Annotated in this window: 19 protein-coding genes; 9 read left to right on the forward strand and 10 right to left on the reverse strand. The window is 39.9% G+C overall.

The window, feature by feature from the left end; all coding sequences use genetic code 11:
• Positions 1-30 precede the first annotated feature (30 nt).
• Entirely contained in the window at positions 31-549 is a 519-nt protein-coding gene (locus AL038_RS10830) for a BLUF domain-containing protein (RefSeq protein WP_062152706.1), read from the forward strand.
• Between the two features lie 656 nt (positions 550-1,205).
• Here the strand turns inward: AL038_RS10830 and lolD are convergent.
• Positions 1,206-1,901, reverse strand: coding sequence for a lipoprotein-releasing ABC transporter ATP-binding protein LolD (lolD, locus tag AL038_RS10835; RefSeq protein ID WP_062152708.1), 696 nt, complete (start codon positions 1,899-1,901; stop codon positions 1,206-1,208).
• Positions 1,894-3,144: a lipoprotein-releasing ABC transporter permease subunit gene (locus AL038_RS10840; RefSeq protein ID WP_062152711.1), complete on the reverse strand. Its 1,251-nt coding sequence runs from the start codon at positions 3,142-3,144 to the stop codon at positions 1,894-1,896. Before AL038_RS10840 ends, lolD begins: the two co-directional genes overlap by 8 nt.
• Positions 3,145-3,294: 150 nt before the next feature.
• Between AL038_RS10840 and AL038_RS10845 the strand changes: the two genes are divergently transcribed.
• The 5 genes from AL038_RS10845 (at position 3,295) to AL038_RS10865 (ending at position 6,683) form a co-directional block, all read left to right on the forward strand.
• Positions 3,295-3,837: a gamma carbonic anhydrase family protein gene (locus AL038_RS10845; protein WP_062152713.1), complete on the forward strand. Its 543-nt coding sequence runs from the start codon at positions 3,295-3,297 to the stop codon at positions 3,835-3,837.
• A 107-nt stretch (positions 3,838-3,944) separates the two neighbouring features.
• Positions 3,945-4,577, forward strand: a complete 633-nt coding sequence (locus AL038_RS10850) for an MlaC/ttg2D family ABC transporter substrate-binding protein (protein WP_062152715.1) — start codon at positions 3,945-3,947, stop codon at positions 4,575-4,577.
• A 102-nt stretch (positions 4,578-4,679) separates the two neighbouring features.
• Positions 4,680-4,979: an STAS domain-containing protein gene (locus AL038_RS10855; protein WP_062152717.1), complete on the forward strand. Its 300-nt coding sequence runs from the start codon at positions 4,680-4,682 to the stop codon at positions 4,977-4,979.
• Between the two features lie 22 nt (positions 4,980-5,001).
• Complete coding sequence (locus tag AL038_RS10860; RefSeq protein ID WP_062152719.1) at positions 5,002-5,928, forward strand: ABC transporter ATP-binding protein; 927 nt, start codon at positions 5,002-5,004, stop codon at positions 5,926-5,928.
• Positions 5,925-6,683, forward strand: coding sequence for an ABC transporter permease (locus AL038_RS10865; protein ID WP_062152721.1), 759 nt, complete (start codon positions 5,925-5,927; stop codon positions 6,681-6,683). Before AL038_RS10860 ends, AL038_RS10865 begins: the two co-directional genes overlap by 4 nt.
• Before the next feature lie 131 nt (positions 6,684-6,814).
• Here the strand turns inward: AL038_RS10865 and secF are convergent, their stop codons facing one another.
• The 5 genes from secF to AL038_RS10890 all read right to left on the reverse strand — a co-directional run bounded on the left by secF (position 6,815) and on the right by AL038_RS10890 (position 12,504).
• A complete protein-coding gene (gene secF / locus AL038_RS10870) occupies positions 6,815-7,759 on the reverse strand; it encodes a protein translocase subunit SecF (RefSeq protein WP_062152723.1) in 945 nt (314 codons plus the stop codon).
• A gap of 22 nt (positions 7,760-7,781) precedes the next feature.
• A complete protein-coding gene (gene secD / locus AL038_RS10875) occupies positions 7,782-9,647 on the reverse strand; it encodes a protein translocase subunit SecD (RefSeq protein ID WP_062152725.1) in 1,866 nt (621 codons plus the stop codon).
• A gap of 32 nt (positions 9,648-9,679) precedes the next feature.
• A complete protein-coding gene (gene yajC, locus AL038_RS10880) occupies positions 9,680-10,009 on the reverse strand; it encodes a preprotein translocase subunit YajC (RefSeq protein ID WP_062152727.1) in 330 nt (109 codons plus the stop codon).
• Between the two features lie 177 nt (positions 10,010-10,186).
• A complete protein-coding gene (locus tag AL038_RS10885; protein ID WP_062152729.1) occupies positions 10,187-11,179 on the reverse strand; it encodes an SHOCT domain-containing protein in 993 nt (330 codons plus the stop codon).
• Positions 11,180-11,304: 125 nt separating this feature from the next.
• Complete coding sequence (locus AL038_RS10890) at positions 11,305-12,504, reverse strand: porin (protein WP_062152731.1); 1,200 nt, start codon at positions 12,502-12,504, stop codon at positions 11,305-11,307.
• Between the two features lie 643 nt (positions 12,505-13,147).
• Here AL038_RS10890 and AL038_RS10895 point away from each other — a divergent pair.
• A complete protein-coding gene (locus AL038_RS10895; RefSeq protein ID WP_062152732.1) occupies positions 13,148-14,776 on the forward strand; it encodes an acyl-CoA synthetase in 1,629 nt (542 codons plus the stop codon).
• Positions 14,777-14,886: 110 nt separating this feature from the next.
• Positions 14,887-15,684 (forward strand): enoyl-CoA hydratase, encoded by a 798-nt coding sequence (locus tag AL038_RS10900; RefSeq protein WP_062152734.1) that lies wholly within the window; start codon positions 14,887-14,889, stop codon positions 15,682-15,684.
• An 80-nt stretch (positions 15,685-15,764) separates the two neighbouring features.
• Here the strand turns inward: AL038_RS10900 and AL038_RS10905 are convergent, their stop codons facing one another.
• The 3 genes from AL038_RS10905 to AL038_RS10915 form a co-directional block, all read right to left on the reverse strand.
• Entirely contained in the window at positions 15,765-16,097 is a 333-nt protein-coding gene (locus AL038_RS10905) for a low molecular weight protein tyrosine phosphatase family protein (RefSeq protein WP_062152736.1), read from the reverse strand.
• Positions 16,098-16,263: 166 nt separating this feature from the next.
• Positions 16,264-16,656, reverse strand: coding sequence for a hypothetical protein (locus AL038_RS10910; RefSeq protein ID WP_062152738.1), 393 nt, complete (start codon positions 16,654-16,656; stop codon positions 16,264-16,266).
• Between the two features lie 71 nt (positions 16,657-16,727).
• Entirely contained in the window at positions 16,728-18,194 is a 1,467-nt protein-coding gene (locus AL038_RS10915) for a hypothetical protein (RefSeq protein ID WP_062152740.1), read from the reverse strand.
• 268 nt (positions 18,195-18,462) lie between these two features.
• Here AL038_RS10915 and AL038_RS10920 point away from each other — a divergent pair, with 268 nt between their 5' ends.
• Entirely contained in the window at positions 18,463-19,671 is a 1,209-nt protein-coding gene (locus tag AL038_RS10920) for an ABC transporter ATP-binding protein (RefSeq protein WP_062152744.1), read from the forward strand.
• Positions 19,672-19,731: the final 60 nt, after the last annotated feature.

The raw sequence follows: 19,731 nt of genomic DNA on the forward strand, positions 1-19,731 counted from the left end.
AATTTTATATTAACTATAGGATTGAATAAAATGTCCGAACATAATTTATCATGTCTGTCGTATGCCAGTACTGCAACGGCAAAATGCTCTTCACCTGAAATAGGTTTTATTTTAGAAAAAGCTATTCAAAATAATGCTCAATTGAATATTACGGGCGCATTGTTTTTGGGGAATAATTATTTTTTACAATTTTTAGAAGGGTCTCGAATTAATATAAATCTTTTATTTAGGCATATTGTTGCTGATGACAGGCACACAAATGTTCAAGTTTTAGAATTCAGAGAAATCGGTAGCCGTTCTTTTGAAGAATGGTCGATGAAGCATGTCCGTTCACCTTCAGTGATGGCTAAAATCATGAGGGAAACTAAGATGAGAGAGTTTAATCCTTATTTACTGGATACCTTTTCGTTACACGCGATGGCTGACGCTTTTCGTAATCATTTAGAACCAGATGTGCCTAACAGTACATTCAATCACAAATCTGAACTTGTCGTTAAGAAAAAGGGGAATTTGGATATTCTGAAAATGTTCGGAAAACATAGTTCGTAATAAAATTATCGTTTTTAAGGCGTATGGACTCAAATAGAAGTAGCACAATAATAAAGTCAGTAGTGCTAAAGAAGCCGTGATTTATTGTCATCATTAATGAAATAGATGATAGCCCAGTGTAATTTTCTATTTTCTTGATGAAAGATAAGGTTTTCCTCACTAAACGACCAACATGCTGTCTTAAGATATTGTTAAATCACTCAGTTTCGTCTCCTTCCCTGCCAATACACTATTGGGAGTGGGTCTCATAATGCTTGCCTCAGCATCTCGCCTTCCAAAGGCAATCCTGACAACTTTACGGCTGTCTGTCTTCAAGGCATCCAAACTGCACGTTGACACAACCCAACGAATGACCGCATCTTATGGCTGTCTGCAACGGTCTTTTTTAACCGCTTGTCTAATCTTTAAGCTTTAGCACTCAAACACGAGATTGAACAAACGGATAAAATCATTGACCAACTGGTTTACGTGCGCTATGGTTTAACCGCCGAAGAAATCCAATTGATTGAAGACAATTTTTAAAAAACCACGCTATTTTCTAAAAGTCTCTTTTAAAAAAATTTATTAAACGGATACCACCATGTTAAGCAGTGTTATCCGTTGCTCATCTTATCCACCGTCTGGCGCAGAATTTTTAATTCCAATAATTTTTATATTTATTCCGTCATCAATTCCCCATCGGTTAAATGTAGGGTTCTGTCCATTTTTGCGGCTAAGGTTGCATCATGTGTAACTAATACTAAGCTTGTGCCGATTGTTTTGTTTAGCATTAGCATTTTTTCGTAAACATGGTCAGCCGTGCGTTTGTCTAAATTACCGGTTGGTTCATCCGCTAAAATACAATGTGGTTCGGTAACTAACGCGCGGGCAATCGCCGTGCGTTGACGTTCTCCGCCTGATAGCTCTGAGGGTTTGTGTTTTAAACGGTGTCCTAAACCAACTTCGTTGAGTAAATAGCCTGCTTTTTCCATCGCCTCTTTAACCGATAAGCCTCGAATTAATAAGGGCATGGATACGTTTTCTACGGCGGTGAATTCGGGGAGTAAATGGTGGAATTGATAGACAAAACCTAGGTATTTGTTGCGCCATTTTCCCCGTTTTGCGGGGCTTAATAAGTTGATTTGTTGCCCTGCTACCCAGACTTCTCCCTCGCTAGGATTATCTAGCCCGCCTAATAAATGCAATAAAGTGCTTTTGCCTGAGCCTGATGTGCCAACAATAGCAACTTGTTCACCTTTATTAATTTGCAAACTGACTCGTTTTAAGACATCTACGAATAAACCCGCTTCTTTAAAACTTTTAGAGAGGTTGTTGCATAGTAAAACTGCGTCTGTAGAGGGTGTGTTATTCATAGCGTAATGCCTCCGCAGGTTGGGTGCGGGATGCTCGCCAAGCGGGATAAAGGGTTGCTAGTAGGCTAATCAGTAAGGACATGCCTGTAATTCTATAGACATCAAACCATTGTAGGTCTGAGGGTAAATCACTGATGTAGTAAACATCACCGGGGAGGAATTGGACATTAAACGTGTGTTCTATAAAAGGCACGATGGTTTCTACATTAAGCGCAAGACTAATACCGCCTGCAAGCCCCAGTAATGTGCCAAAAATACCAATTAATGTGCCTTGTACGATAAAAATTGCCATAATTGTCAGTGGCGTTGCACCTAAAGTGCGTAAAATTGCAATGTCTGCTTGTTTATCCGTTACAACCATTACGAGTGTTGAGACGATATTGAACGCGGCAACAGCGACAATTAATGCGAGAATCACGAACATAACGCGCTTTTCCATTTGAATGGCTTTGAAAAAGTTTGCATGACGGTATGTCCAATCATACGCACTTACCCCAAAAGGTAGTTTTTCACGTAGGTCGTAACTCACACTTTTTGCTAAAAATAAATCGTCTAATTTCACATTTAAACCGTGTACTTCGCCATCAGGAATGCGCATTAATTTCGCTGCATCGTCGATGTGCATTAAAATATACGCACTGTCGTATTCGTGCATTCCCACTTCAAACACGCCAACAAGCGTAAGCCGCTTCATACGGGGTAAAACCCCCACAGGGGTAACGGTGGTTTCTGGTACAACAAGGGTGATTTTGTCACCAATTTTGGCTTGTAAAGATTTTTGTAATTCTCGCCCAATGACAACGCCAAATTCCCCCGCTTTTAACGCGCTTAAACTGCCTTCTTGCATTTTGTCAGTGACTTGGGAAATTTCAGGTTCAATGCTAGGGTCTATCCCCTGAAAATACGTGCCATAAACGGCGCGATTGTAGGTAATCATCCCTTGTCCTTGAATAAAGGGGGCTACACCTGTGATATGCGGGTAGGTTTTAAGTTTGTCGCGCCATTCGCGCCATTCGTTCCAGCCTGTATCAAAAGTGGTAACCACAACGTGTGCCGCCATGCCAAGCATTCGCTCGCGGAGTTCTTTTTCAAACCCGTTCATCACAGATAAAACGGTAATCAATGCGGTAACGCCAAGGGCAATACCTAACATGGAAGTGAGTGAGATAAAAGAAATAAAGTGGTTACGACGTTTAGCACGGGTGTAACGAAAGCCGATAAAAAGGGGAAGTGGTTTGAACATGAAAAGGTGTCAACCTACTGTCAGCAATGGGAAGAAATCAGGAAATGAGGAAACGGCTTATTATAGCTGATATTTTTGTATAAGAATGTTGCGTTTTTGTTAGTATTCTAATGAATATTTTATTATTCAATTTATTAAGGAAAGCATGTTATGCCTATACGTTCCTTTGAAAATGAAAGCCCTCAGATTGCATCTACTGCGTATATTGACCCTTTAGCCGTGGTGATTGGACGAGTTACTGTTGGGGAATATGCATCATTATTTCCGATGGTGGTCGCACGGGGGGATGTGCAAGCAATTAGGATAGGTGCAAGCAGTAATGTGCAAGATGGCACAATTTTACATGTAACCCATGATGGACGTTATTCCGTGGGTGGTCGTGCGTTGACAATTGGGGAGTCGGTAACTGTTGGACATCAAGTGATACTTCATGCTTGTACAATTGGCGATTTTAGTTTGATTGGTATGGGGTCTATTGTGATGGATGATGCGATTTTAGAGCCTTATACCTTGTTAGGTGCTGGTAGTTTAGTGCCACCGAATAAGGTGCTAACGGGTAAATATTTATGGCATGGTCGCCCTGTGCAGAAAATTCGTCCGTTGAGTGATGAGGAATTAGAGTATTTAGCGTATTCAGCTCAACAATATGTTGCTTTAGCACAACGTCATGCACGTAGCTTGATAATATCGTGAGGATAAAAACAGCTTAATTATCAATTATAAAGTCTTATGCTTGCTTGATAAATAGCTCATTTATCCCTATCGTATGCAACAACATTTTACTTTATAGGATATAACGCATGAAAAAGTTACTAGCCTTTGCAAGTTTATTTTTTTCTTTAGCTTTCGCACCTCAAGCCGTTGTCTGGGCGGATGCAACCAGTGATGCACAAACCCTTGTCCAACAAACCACTGAAAAAATGCTCACCGCGTTAAAAGCGAATAAAGACACGTTAAAGTCTAATCCTGCGGCGGTTTATCCCTTGGTGAATGAAATTGTTTTACCCATTTTTGACTTTGAGAGAATGTCTCGATTGGTATTGGGTAAAAACTGGCAGAATATGAGTGAAGCGCAACAAAAACGCTTTACGAGCGAGTTTCGCGCTTTACTAGTGCGTACTTATTCTGCGGCTTTAATAGAAGCAGCAGCTACTTCTGTCGATGTTAATTATTTACCTGTGCGTGCAGAAGATGAAGCAAAACGATTAACCATTCGTACAAAGGTTAATTATGGCGGTAAAGCACCTGTTTCTTTAGATTATGACATGTTCATTTATAACAACGAGTGGAAAGTCTATAACGTTAGTGCTGAAGGGGTTAGTTTGGTAACGAATTATCGTTCTGAATTTGAGACAGATATTAATACCATTGGCATTGATAAGTTGATTGATAAGATTGCAAGTCGCAATCAAGAAAATAAACCCAATTCCTAAGTTATTTAAGACACAATTATTAGATTAACGGCTTTAGTTGCTCCTCTATGGAGATATCCGACTAAAGCCGTTACTTATTTTCCCCTATCGCAGACATCTATCATGAGTCAATTATTGATTGAAAACCCTACCTTATGGCGGTTTACAGGCGAGCTGACTTTTAACACAGTTCCCGCTTTATTAACAGACTGTATTGCACAAGCTAAACAAAGCCAATTCCCACAGACTATTGAATTAGAAAAAATTACGTATGCGGACAGTGCAGGCTTGGCTTTATTAATTGAATTACGCAAACTAACCCCGCACCAACCCGTCGAATTTCGTCATCTACCCACCCAATTGCTCAGTCTTGCCCAAGTTAGCAACGTGCAAGATTTTTTGACATCCGTTAACCCAATATGAGCGCATTTAACGAGGTTTTATCATGACAGCGGCTGTGCATATTTCACAGGTGCGTAAAAAGTATCGTCAAATAACTGCCTTAAACAATGTTGAATTTGACATTCCACAAGGTAGTTTTTTTGGTTTATTAGGTCCAAATGGGGCGGGTAAATCCACATTGATTAATATCATTGGTGGATTGGTTCAGGCAACGAGTGGCACAGTTGCCATTTTGGGACACGATGTACGTCAAGAATGGCGTAAAGCGCGCCAAATCATTGGCGTTGTTCCACAAGAATTAGTCTATGACCCTTTTTTTTCCATCATAGAAATGTTGCGCTTACAATCGGGCTATTTTGGTTATGGCAAAGAGAATTATGCGTGGATTGATGAACTACTGGATATTTTGAGTTTAACGGATAAAGCAGATACCAACTTACAATATCTTTCAGGGGGTATGAAGCGGCGCGTACTCATTGCGCAAGCCCTAGTACATAAACCGCCCGTCGTCATATTGGATGAACCTACGGCAGGGGTTGACGTAGAATTGCGTCAAATGTTGTGGGCGTTTACAAAACTATTGCATCAAAAAGGACATACGATTGTTTTAACCACGCATTATTTAGAAGAAGCAGAAGCCTTGTGTGAACGCATCGCCATTCTGAATCAAGGACAATTGATAGCCCTAGATGATACGCAAGTTTTACTATCACGCCATCCTTACAAACAAATAGCACTCACGCTTACAACGCCACTTATTTCTATTAATAATTTGCCACAGACCTTACATGACAAGGTTTTATCCCTAGAGGGAACAGAACTGGTTATACAATTACATCGCGAACATGACCGTGTCAGCGATGTATTAGATACGATTCGTTTAGCAGGTATTCATTTTGCCGACCTAAAAACCACAGAACCCAGTTTAGAAGATGTTTTTTTGGGCTTGACGGGGAGACATCTAGTATGAATTGGCGCGGACTTTATACCCTGTTTGCCAAAGAAGTCTGGCGATTTCTCAAAGTCACCATGCAAACTATTCTAACGCCTGTTGTAACGAATCTACTCTATTTATTGGTTTTTTCTTCAGTTTTAGAATCGCATGTACAAGTACATGGCTTAAGCTATACCGCTTTTCTCGTGCCGGGATTAATGATGATGTCATTGATTCAAAATGCGTTTTCTAATAGTTCATCCAGTCTATTTCAAGCAAAAATGAATGGTAACGTTGTTTTTATGTTGCTTGCGCCCTTGTCAGCTTGGGAAATTTATTTAGCGTTTGTTGGCGCGGCGATAGTTCGGGGGCTATTTGTTGGCATTGGCGTATGGATTGCCGCTTTGTGGTTTGTCGTGTTACCTGTTCATAACTTAGCGACATTACTGAGTTTTGCGATTTTGGGAAGCGGTGTATTAGGGGCTTTAGGATTAATTGCGGCATTATGGGCAGAAAAATGGGACCATGTTTCTGCATTTCAAAACTTCGTGATTTTACCACTGTCTTTTCTTAGTGGAGTCTTTTATTCCGTTAATGACTTACCTTCGTTATGGCAAACCATTTCCCATTACAACCCATTTTTTTACATGATTGATGGTTTTCGCTATGGGTTTTTTGGGGTTGCTGATGCGTCTGTTAGTATTAGCTTAATTATCGTTAGCTTATTTTTTATCAGCGTGAGCGGGTTTTGTATTTGGTTACTACACATCGGCTATAAATTGCGGAGTTGACGCATCGGATGTACCGCTAACACAGCCTGTTCTGGTTTGATAAAAACCTGCTAGATTTTAAAAATCTAGCAGGTCTAATAGGGCGTAAAATGGAGATAAATATTATAAACGCTTATTTCTATGACCAAAAACTAAGGCAGTTTATCCAGTTCTTCACCTTCTTTTTTCACGGGCATTAAATCGGCTTTACTAATCCCTAATAGCAAGGTAATCGCGCTAGCAATATAAATAGAGGAGTAAGTTCCAATCATAATGCCAATAATTAATGCCAACGCGAAGTTGTGAATCAAGCTACCGCCAAAGAAGAATAAAATCACGACCACAATTAAGGTGGTTGTAGATGTCATGATTGTGCGGCTTAAAGTTTGATTAACAGAGATATTCATTACTTCTTCGGAAGAAACTTTACGCAGTTTAATAAAATTATCCCGAATACGGTCAAAAACCACGATAGTATCGTTAATAGAATAACCCACAACAGCGAGGACAGCGGCTAATACCGTTAAATCAAACTCTAATTGGAATAGTGCAAAAATACCAAAAATCAAAACAGGGTCATGTAACAACGACAACACCGCACCAACAGCAAATCGCCATTCAAAGCGTAAAGCAACATAGACCAACATGCACAACATTGTAATTAAAATAGAGAGTAACCCCGCTTCTATCAGTTCCCCCCCTACTTGTGGTCCGACAAACTCCACGCGGCGAATTTCAACGCTAGCATTGTCTTTTTTCAGTAAATTCAAAACGGTTTCACTGAGATTTTTATTATCTAAGTCTGAATGAACACCTAAACGAATTAAAACATCGCGTGTTGTACCAAAATACTGGACGACCGCATCAGGAAAACCATTATTATGCAGGTTATCCCGTGCCGTGGATAATTCCATGGATTCTTGATAGCCAACTTCTATCAGTGTTCCACCTGTAAAATCCAATCCCAAGTTAAGCCCACGAATAGCAATGGTTAGCAATGACCCAACAATAATAACGATAGAGACAGCCAACGCAATGCGGCGTTTTTTCTCACTCAAAAAGTCATAGTTATAATCAAATCTATTTATCAAACGCATTTTAAGTCAGTCCTTTGCGTGTTTACACAGGCAATGTGGTCAATTTTTTGCCGCCATAGAAATAGTTAATCACTGCGCGACTTATCATGATGGCTGTAAACATGGAAGTCAGAATGCCTAAACACAGCACAACGGCAAATCCTTTAATCGGACCTGTTCCAAAACTAAAGAGTACGATGCCTGCAATTAATGTCGTGATGTTCGAGTCGGCAATTGTCGCAAAGGCTTTATCAAAACCTGCATGAATACTGGCTTGTGGTGAGTTTCCATTGTGCAGTTCTTCACGAATTCTTTCGTAAATTAAGACGTTTGCATCAACAGCCATCCCTAATGTCAACACAATACCCGCCAATCCCGGTAAGGTTAACGTTGCTTGAATCATCGAAAGTAATGCAATCAGTAACACCACGTTCATTAACAACGCAACATTAGCGACAATACCAAAGATGTGATAACGCACAGCCATAAATATCAACACACCAATAAAGGCAATCGTAATGGATAAAAAGCCTTGTGTAATATTTTCTTGTCCTAAACTAGGCCCTACGGTGCGTTCTTCAACAATTTCCATAGGGGCTTTTAATGCACCTGCACGGAGAAGTAAAGCAAGATTATGTGCTTCGCCAGAACCTAAGCCTGTAATTTGAAAACTTTTCCCAAAGGCTTCTTGAATCGTTGCAACGTTAATCACTTCTTCTACTTTACGGCGGGTTTTAATCTCTTGCCCATCCGCTCCTTTAGTAGATTCCGTTTTATATTCAATAAATACCACCGCCATGGGTTTGCCCACGTTTTCACGAGTGGTTTCAAACATCCGATCTGCACCCTTGCTGTTGAGTTTAACGCTGGCTGCAGGGCTACCACTGCGTTGGTCAATAGTTGCTGCCGCGCCACTGATTTGGTCACCTGTAACAATCACATTACGTTTTAAAAGAATAGGTGAACCATCACGACGGTCGTATAAACGGGCATTGAGTGGGATTTTATTCGAGCGTTGCGCTTCTGCCCATTCACTGGGTGTTCCCTCAACTAAACGGAATTCTAATGTTGCGGTTGCCCCTAAGATTTCTTTAGCGCGCGCCGTATCTTGTACTCCCGGTAGTTGCACAACAATGCGTTCTGTTCCTTGTTGTTGAATAACGGGTTCTGCAACGCCTAATTCATTAATCCGATTACGTAATGTGGTGATATTTTGCTCAACAGCAGAACCTTGACGGGTTTTGATGGCTTTTTCGTTGAAATTCATGCGTAAGCCAAAACTATCCACAGTATCTTTTTCTGTAATAATTAAATCGGTAAAGTCTTTTTGAATGAGCTGGCGTGCTTTATCGCGGGTATCGGTATCAGGAAAAACAACTTCAATACCACCCGTTGCAATCCGACTAAGGCTTTGATAGCGCAGTTTTTCACCACGAAAGAGTGTCCGCATATCATTGGTAGCAATTTCTTCATCTTGCTGAATAGCCGCTTTCATATCCACTTGCATTAAAAAATGCACACCACCGCGTAAATCTAAGCCTAAATACATAGGTTTTGCGCCTAATGCAGATAACCAAGCAGGGGTTGCAGGTGCAAGATTTTGGGCGACAATATAGCCTTTCATGGTGTCAGTTAAGACGGAGTAGGCTTTTAATTGGGTGTCAGTGTTCGCAAAACGAATTAACAGCCGTTCAGGTGTCAACTCGACACCAAAATAACTGAGGTTTGCGCCTTTTAAGGCGGTCTCAGCATTTTGTTTGATAGTATCGTCTAAGGTAACGTTACGGGCGTAAGGTGGGGAAATTTGAATGGCAGGGTCTTCGCCGAATAAATTCGGTAAAGCGAACAAACTCCCAATAAAAATAACTACGCCAATTAGGATATATTTCCAAAGTGGGTATTGGTTCATGCAGATTCTTTAATCAGTGAGTTATGGGAAAGTTATAAGGTTTTAATCGTGCCTTTAGGCATGACCGCCGCAACGGATTGACGTTGTATCTTGACTTCAAGATTAGGGGCAATTTCGACGGCGATGAAGTTATCTCCCAAATTGGTGACTTTGCCTAATAAGCCGCCTTGTGTCACGATTTCATCGCCTTTTGCTAAAGAATCTACCATTGTTTTATGTTCTTTAACACGTTTTGTTTGTGGACGAATTAATAAGAAGTAAAACACCACAAATAAAATAACTAACGGAATTAGGCTTGCAAAACCACTCCCTGCAGGAGTTGCCGCACCTTCAGCCCAAGCGTTTTGAATTAAGAAATCCATTGTATTACCTCATGGCAAAATAACTTAAATCATATAGTATGCCATAATCATGGTTATTTCGGATCAGAAATCATTGTGTATCAGTCATTCTCAGACATTTACACTTGATGAGGGGAGCTAGCCGAGTTTTTGTAAAAATCGGCTAGTTTTTAGGAAAATTATTAGGTTGGAGATAGCTTATAAAGCATCTAAAATCTGTTTGCGTTTTTGTTGATATTCCGCTTCGGTAATTAAATTTTTTTCACGTAGGGTTTTTAAGGTTTGCAAACGGGTTTCAATTTGGGTTGCGGAGAGATTGCTTGAAGTTGTTACGGGTGTAACAGGTGTTTGTTTGAGGGTTTTGACTTCTTGTTGTAGTTGCGAAACGGCTTGTTTTAGTTGATGTGCTTCTGGTTCAACGGAGACTGGTTTTTTTCCGCTCGGTTGTTGTTTTAGGGTTTGTACTTCTTCTTTCAGTTGGGAAACTTCTTCGGTTAAACGGGCTGTTTCTACACTGACTTTTTGGGTTTCTGTTGCTAATTTTTCAGGCATTGCACGGTTTAAGGCTTGTTGCTGAATGTTTTTTATAAAACCATTAACATCAATGGCTACCGTGTGCGAGGCATTAGCCGCAATGTTTAACCCTGTTTGTGGGACAATTCGCCAAGCATGTGTTGGTGCATGTTGACGACTGCCTGCTAGAAAGGGGTATAGGCGACGGTCTTGGGTATAATCAATTTCACCGTGGAGTAATCCAAAAATAAGGTGTAATTGACCCTCTTGATAAAACACGCGTCCTGTCGTTACCCGATTTTCATTGGTAATTAAACCCGTGTGCATTCCAATAACAGCAAACGTCACATCTTGCATTGGGTTGGCGCGACTTAAACCCGTTGTTATCGCGGGATTGAGAATAGCTAATTCTTTTTCTTCAAAAATGGGAATCGTGACGTTGTCGCGTTCTACTTTTAAGGACGCGAGAATCTGCCGTAGTTGCTCAGTGGTAAAGTTGACAGGATGTTGATTAGCACTCGCGCCTTCATTGGTTTCAAGACGGACATATTGTTCATCTTTAAATCGCCAAAGATAAGTATCATCTTGATTAAATAAGGTGAATGCCGTCGCAGTTATGGTGGAAAAAAGCAGGGAGAATAAGGCTATAGTGGTAATCGAGCGTTTGAAGACTTGCATGGCATGAGGTTCTTTGGTAGGGGAAAAAGTTATTATTTGGGAGTGGCAATCTATACGCCTATTATGTATTTCTAAGATTCATAATAAAAAGCGTATAGTGGTTGCCTGCGCTCCCTGCTAACAGTTTACCAAAGGAAGAAAGCACCGACACTGATTACGTCGGCTTTTTGATTACTGCCATCACCATACCATTCATTTTCTGCGCGGGTGTATTCACCAACAAGTTTCAACCACTTATTCATATCGTGATATACGCCTGCTGTTGTAGAGCTTTGTTTAGAAATATGGCGTTTACCTGAGGCTCTATCCGCATCAGTTTCATCGGCATTACTTTCACCATAACTCAAACCAAATTTTGTAGAACCCATGGTGTAAGCAGCTTGCGCAATAAAGCCGTCGTTATCCCGTTCTTCCCCTGCACTGTCTAACGAATCAGTGTCTAACATTAAGGTTGAACCCAGTGCTTGTCCTGTATAACCAGAGACTAAAAATTCTAGTCCGTTATCCATGACCAATTGTCCACCTAATGCAAGACCTCTTGCACTCACATCGCCACCTGTCGCAAAGCTGGCTTCTTGCCATAAACCATTCACCCAGCCTTGTATTTTGTTGGTGCCAATGGTGGATGCGTAAGATAACTCGCCTTCAAAAGCAGGCATGTCTGTTTCGGTAGCGGCAACATCCCCTTTAATTTGGCTAGGGTCAACGATAGAACCAGAGAATTGTAAACCATTCATATTTGGTGTGGTGTAACGCATTTGTGCGTTAAAGTTGGCATAGATATAACCATAGCCAATCCGCCCCAAGGTTGTACCGCCACCATTAACCCCCCCTTGCACACCAACACCAAATAATGTCATGTCAGTGAGTAAATTTTTCCCTTGAAACAGGTTTAAAGCACGACCAACCAACACTTCCCCAAAGTTACCTTCTACTTTAAAAAAGGCTTCACGCAAGTCAATTTGTGAACCAAACTGGTTTTTAGTGCCTGCATTTTGGATTTGTGGATACAATCCGATACGCGCATTACCACGAATGCCATCAATCATAGGAGAACGGATATTAAATCCTAAAACAGCCGGTAATAACCCTGTCCGTACACGGGTAGAGTCTTCGCCAGAAATATTACCGCCAACCGTATTATCAGGTACTGAATCAGAGCTTTCATTGACTAAAAAGCCATTGATACTACCATCAGAACTGAATTCCCAGCCGTTATTACCACCCAAGGCGATTTCAGCATGGCTCACATTTGCCAATGCTAATAAACAGGAAGCCGTTAAAACACGTAATGTCGTTGTTGTTAATTTATTATTTTTCATCATTATTATCTCCTCAGCAATTAATTGTAATAATTTAGTATTGTTTTTACTATCCTTTGGATGTTTCTACTAACGGACAGCACAACTGTTAAACATCACTCCATGCAAGCCAAATGAAATGTATAACAAAAGTCGGCTTAAATACAACATCTGCTTTTAGTTATGATTAAAATACAACAGATGTGACAAATAGCAGTTACTAAGGCAAAAAATACGCCATTAAATATATTTTTTTGCATTAAATAAAAAATTAAATATACTTAATAAGTTAAATTTATCACTTGTTAAAAAATAGCCATTGTATGAAAAAATATAGTAACACTTATCAAGTCGCTGTCATAAATTTGCGACAATACAATTACACAGTTTGTGCCATTAAAAAACGGTGTAACGACTCATGACAAGAGGTTCAGAATAAAAATCGGTAAAGAAATTAAAATTAGTTTTAATTTTAAATTAAATGTGAGTATTAATTTTTTATAATGCGCAAATATTAAAATAGATTTTTTATTTTCAAGCGATTAAATTCAAACAGGGTATTCATTGACGCATAACTAGAATTTATTCATTTTTTCTTAAAAAAGATTATTTCTTTTCATAAGAAAAACTTATAATAATGCTTTTACACATCACTTAGGAGGTGAAAATGTCCACGAATCCGTATAGTTTGGGGCTAGATAAAAACGATGCCAATTATGTTCCCTTATCGCCACTGACCTTTATAGAACGTGCTGCCTATGTCCATCCGACCCATGTCGCTGTTATACATGGTGATGCACGTTACACATGGGCAGAAACATACACACGTTGTCGTCGCCTTGCCTCTGCCTTACAAAGACGCGGAATTAAAAAGGGTGATACTGTCGCCGTTATGGCACCTAATGTGCCTGCTATTTTCGAAGCCAGCTTTGGCGTGCCGATGATAGGCGCGGTGTTAAATACCCTTAACACTCGTTTAGACCCCGAAATGATTGCTTTCATGTTACAACATGGTGAAGCAAAAATTCTCATCACAGATAAAGAATTTTCCCCCATTATCAGCCGTGCATTACACTTCTTAGAAAAACCACCCATCATTATTGATATTAATGATGAACAAGCAAAAAGCGGTTCTTTACTGGGTGAAAAAGATTATGAAGCCTTTTTAGCTGAAGGTGACCCCGAGTTTGTCTGGCAACCACCTGAAGATGAATGGCAAGCCATCAGCCTCAACTACACTTCTGGCACAACAGGGAATCCTAAAGGTGTGGTTTATCATCATCGCGGAGCTTACCTCAATGCGATGAGCAACATCATTTCATGGGAACTGCCAAAACATGCAGTTTACCTATGGACATTGCCCATGTTCCATTGCAATGGCTGGTGTTTCCCTTGGACAATGGCGGCAGTTGCAGGAACAAATGTTTGTTTACGTCGTATTGAAGCCGATTTAATTTATGAATTAGTTGCTAATGAACAAGTTACTCACTATTGTGGTGCGCCCATTGTTCATAACATGCTCCTCAACGCACCGCGTGCCGTGCGGGAGAAAAAGCATCATATCGTTAAAGGGATGATTGCCGCCGCTGCTCCACCTGCTGCCGTATTAGAAGGGATGGAGAAAAACGGTTTTAAAATCACCCATGTTTATGGCTTAACAGAGACTTATGGCCCTTCCGTTGTTTGCGAATGGCACAATGAATGGGATGCCTTACCAATTGAAGACCGCGCCCGCCTTAACGCTCGTCAAGGTGTCCGTTCCCACGTCTTAGAAGGACTAATGGTTGCTGACCCAACGACATTAGAGCCAGTACCCGCCGATGGGAAGACCTTGGGAGAAATCTTCATGCGGGGAAATAACGTTATGATGGGCTATCTCAAAAATCCCAAAGCAACGGATGAATCCTTCAGTGGCGGTTGGTTTCACAGTGGCGATTTAGGCGTGATGCACCCTGATGGCTATATTGAAATCAAAGACCGTTCTAAAGACATTATTATTTCTGGCGGTGAAAATATTTCCACGATTGAAGTAGAAGATGTTTTATATCGTCATCCCGCAATTTTAGAAGCGGCTGTCGTCGCGCGTCCTGACGCAAAATGGGGGGAAACACCTTGCGCATTTATCACACTCCGTGAAGATGCAGCCCCCGTTACTGCCAACGAAATTATTGAGTTTTGCCGTACTCAAATGGCACATTACAAAGTGCCTAGACACATTGTTTTTGGACAACTGCCTAAAACTTCTACAGGAAAAATTCAAAAATTTGTTTTACGCGATAAAGCAAAAGTCGTTTAATCCATTGCCTTTTCATTAAGTAATAAGGACTGCTAATCTTTAAAAGACTAGCAGTCCTTTTGAACATTAAAGACAGGCAGAAATTATTAATCCAAAGGAGAACATAACACATGAGTGCCGTTTTAGACCTCGAACAACAACCTTATTTACACCGCCAAGATGCACAAGGTATCACCACCTTAACGTTAAATCGTCCCAAACAATACAATGCCCTTTCCCAAGCAATGCTTCATGCGTTACAAACAGAATTAGACCTTATTGCCAAAGAGGAACACATCAACGTCGTGATTATTGCCGCCGAAGGCAAAGCCTTTTGTGCAGGACATGATTTAAAAGAAATTCGTAGCCAACACGACGAAGCCTTTTGTCACACCCTATTCCAACAATGTGGCAAAGTGATGCAGACCATTAACCAACTGCCTCAACCCGTTATTGCGCAAGTGCAAGGAATTGCAACAGCCGCAGGTTGCCAACTGGTTGCCGCGTGCGATTTAGCCGTCAGCGTGGACACAGCCAAATTTGCGACATCAGGCATTAATGTAGGATTATTTTGTAGCACCCCCGCAGTGCCACTCAGTCGCAACCTTCCCCGTAAACAAGCGATGGAATTACTCCTCACAGGTGACTTTATCGACGCATCAACGGCTTTACAATATGGTTTAATCAATCGTGTTGTGCCTGCTGAACAATTAGTTAGCAGCGTACAAGTCCTCGCAGAATCCATTGCGGCAAAATCCACAACCGCCATCCGTATGGGTAAGCAGCTATTTTATAAACAATTAGAAATGCCACTGATTGATGCTTACCGCTATGCAGCAGAGGTGATGGTGTGCAATATCATGGATGATGATGCAAAAGAAGGGATTGATGCGTTTATACAAAAACGTCAACCTGTGTGGAAAAAGTAGTTCTATTAGAATGATAAAGCCCCATCAAATTATTGATGAGGCTTTTTTTATTGGACGCGTAAAGATTAACGGTTATGCACTTAAATTGGTGGCAAAAATGGAGTGACTTTCGACTTGAGCAATTTTATTAACTCAGGCTGCATAAATTTATAATTATCTTTAATATTTAAACAAATAATGCGGGTATTTAATAACTGCGCTTGATAGTTTGTCGAAAGTTTTTCTTTATGCTTGCGTTCCATCACAAAAATAATTTCTGCCCAACTCACTAATTCAGGTGTCAGTGGATTTTCCGCATCATGATTTAACCCCGCAGACAAACATTCTACGGCACTATTTTCCGAGAAAATTTGCTCCGCCGTGGGGCTACGCCACTTATTTTGACTGCAAATAAAGAGAATTTTGATAGTCATGTTGGTAAAATTGTTTTTTGTAGTGTGTATGAAATATAGCTTTCATACACTTGAATGGTTTTATTGAGCAGGAGGACGAGGTTGCCTACAACATTTTTGCCAGAATAAAGTGCGTTATAGTGCGAAAACATTCACCTAACTCACTTTATGTTTGTTTGTCGTACAGTTAAGTAAATTCACGCAAATCAGTTACTGTTTGACAGATAATATCAATCCCTATTTCCCCTTCTGCATGAAAATGAAACAAATTTTTTAACTCAGAATATGTATATGTTTCACCTTTATAGTTCAAATATCCATGATTTAATTTAGAAAAAATATTTCTTCCAGTATCTAATTTTGCTAAGCTTACCTCGCAGAGAAAGAATACAAACCCTTTGTGTTCTGGGTCTCTTGAAATCGATACATGAAGCACATCATCAAGTGAAAACACAATCCGACTTTCTGGAATACATTGATATGAAAGTATTATTTTTACAGATGAAAGTTCTTGAATAAAAAGTAGTTCTTCTAAATCAATGTTAGCAATGAAGTTAAGAGTGTCATAAATACCCTTCATTTTTTAATATATTCTCCAGTTGAGTGTGTATTTGCACCAGATTCATTGAGGTGAAAAATCAAGGTCTAACCTCATTTATCAAGTGACACTAAACGTCTTCCCCACCCAGTTATTACCCCAAAAAACAGCAATAAACTACTGCAAAACAACATAAAACTGTTATTTAATAATTCTTTTGTCAATCCCATTGATAAAGTAGCAGGCGAAAATAGGGGCAATACCTGACGAAAAACGGGGTCATCCAAGTAGTGCATCAATAATGCGGGGTCATTGTGTGGAATATCAAACTGCGAATGAACCCGTTGAAAAACTTGTAGGTTATTTGTCAACACATAGTTTTTTACAACTTGTTCATACGTAATTTTATAACCCGCCTTTCTTTCCATCACGGGAAAATTTATCAACATCAATAAACCCAATCCCGACACGAATAAAAATAACCATACCGCAAAATAACTTTTTACCCAGAAAATAAAACGGGTGGGCAGTTCCTCAACACGGCTAAGGCTATAAAATGCTAATATATTTGCCAATACCCCAAATAAGAAAATATCCATTTGTCTTGCAGAAGGATAAGGAACTGCATTGCCCCGCCCATACGCTAGCGCAATCGCTTGTAATATGCCCCATCCACCTAACACAAGAATGATTTGTTCTAAGGTAGTTGGTACACGCCGTTGCCAAAAAATACGAACCATAAAAATGCAAAAAGGAAAGTAAAAAATCAGGCTAAACAATGGTCTGCCTACCCAAGGAAAAGCAAGGGCTTTGCCTAATGCAAGCATAAATTCTTCTAGCGTATTTACTTTTCCCCACATTAATTCAGTTTGTGGAATTTGTAAGATAAAGATGAGCGAAGGTAAGATAAAAACAACACTGATTAAGAGGGTTAATAAATGTGAACGACGTTGTGTTTTATCTACAATGGCAAGATATATTTTTAACAATACAATGACTAATAACATAAAAAAACCTGATGAGACGCTAAAAAAAGCTAAAAAACCACACACCGCCCCAAACCACCATTGCCATGTAAAAGGTTGATGCACTAATAAACCATTAACTGTAAAAATACTCAGTAAAAATAAAACAAACCATGCAGACTGAAACCCCCATACAGTATTCATCCAGCCTAAAGGCAGACTCCATAACACGGCTAAACTACAAAAAATAAATAATTGCCATACAGGTGTTAAAAAAGGCTGTACTAAACGGAATAATGCAACCGCTGTCATACTCGCAATACAAGCACTTATTATCATTTCTAATAAGGTATTCCACACCCCTGTGAGTTGCACAATTGCAAGGGTTAAGACATGCGCCCATAACACATAATGTTCATTATTTGGCGCAAAAAAAGATTTTATGGTTAAGTCATTATGTGCGAAAGCCTGAACAAGACCCGCTTGATTGTCCCATTCATCCCAAAAAGGCATAGGACTACCTAGCCAAGCAATAAGCCATAAACGAGCAGTAAAAATAGTTAAGACAATCGCAAATATTTCTACACTCGTTAAATCATTCTTTATAGTTGTCATGGTTTTATGTCATCTGTTTAAAAAAGAAAAATGGTTATTACTTAGCACGTATTCAAAAGATTAAGATAAATTTTCGTACCTGTTAATATTAAAAACCTTGATTGAGGCAGTGATTACATTGTTTAACACAACTAAAATTTGTTTATCCGAATTTAACACAGAAATAATAAACTGATTGCCCAACTTTTCCATCCTAGCGCGAAATCTAAAACGGAAAGCGTATAATGACAACCCGCCTTCTTTTCTCTCCCTTAATTGACGCGAAAACATGCAAGTTATCCGATTAGAAAATGTTAATAAAACATATAGTTATTATGCACATGGCGTTGATAGATTACTAGAAATTCTAACCAAACGACGACATCATGAAGAATTTGTTGCATTACACCCATTAAATTTGACGATAGAGCATGGTCAAGTCATCGGCGTTATAGGAAATAATGGCGCAGGAAAAAGTACCTTATTAAAAATTATTGCAGGCACGCTAAGCCCTGACAAAGGCACAAGCCATGTGCTTGGGCGAGTTTCTGCCCTGTTAGAGCTAGGTGGTGGGTTTCACCCTGACATGACAGGTCGAGAAAATGTCTATCTTAACGGTACGATGATGGGATTAACCATTCCTGAAATTGACAAGCTATATCATGCTATTGTCGAGTTTGCAGGTATTCAAGAATTTATGGATCACCCTGTTAAAACGTATTCATCAGGGATGTTTGTTCGTCTTGCTTTTGCCGTTGCAACCTGTACCGAACCCGATATTTTAATTGTTGATGAAGCCTTATCTGTGGGAGATGGTGGATTTGCGCGCAAATCGTTTAATCGGATTATGCAATTTAAACAAGCAGGTAAAACGATTTTATTTTGTTCTCACTCCATGTATCAAATTGAGGCAATTTGCGACCGCGTGATATGGTTAGAACAAGGACAAATAAAAATGGATGGTGTTCCAAGCAGTGTAGTCAGTGCTTACACAGAATCCTTATCGCAAAATGTTAATGCCCAACTAAATACAGCAACCACACCAGTAGAAAACGCGACAACTAGCACTTTTGTTGAAGGAACTGCCAAAATCAAAGAAGTAAGCGTTATGGCAGATGGTGTGACTGAGAAAAAATTGGATATATTCAGCTTACACAGTGAGTTATGTGTCACTGTCAAATTTACTTCAGATATTAGCCTAGCATCGCCCACCGTGGGGGTTTTAGTGATTAATGCAGACGGACGCTTTATCACCAGTGCAGGCACACAACATGATGGATTACAAATTCAACGCGATGCCAAAGGCAATGCAACTGTGCGGGTTACTTTCCCCAAATTGGCATTGTTAAAAGGGGAATACTGGATAGATGTGTTTTTACTTTGTGAAAATGCAATTCACGTCTATGACCACGCCAGCGCGGTTGCGACATTAAATGTGCGTCAACAAGGTTTAGAACAAGGGGTTGTGAGTTTACCAAGACAATGGGCGCAGATTTAGCGCGATGATAAGTTTTTAGGTCGTGCTACAAATCGTAAGGATGAGTCATTTTCTTGATTC

Origin of the sequence: Beggiatoa leptomitoformis, from assembly GCF_001305575.3 — a bacterium.
Classification (GTDB): Bacteria; Pseudomonadota; Gammaproteobacteria; order Beggiatoales; family Beggiatoaceae; genus Beggiatoa; species Beggiatoa leptomitoformis.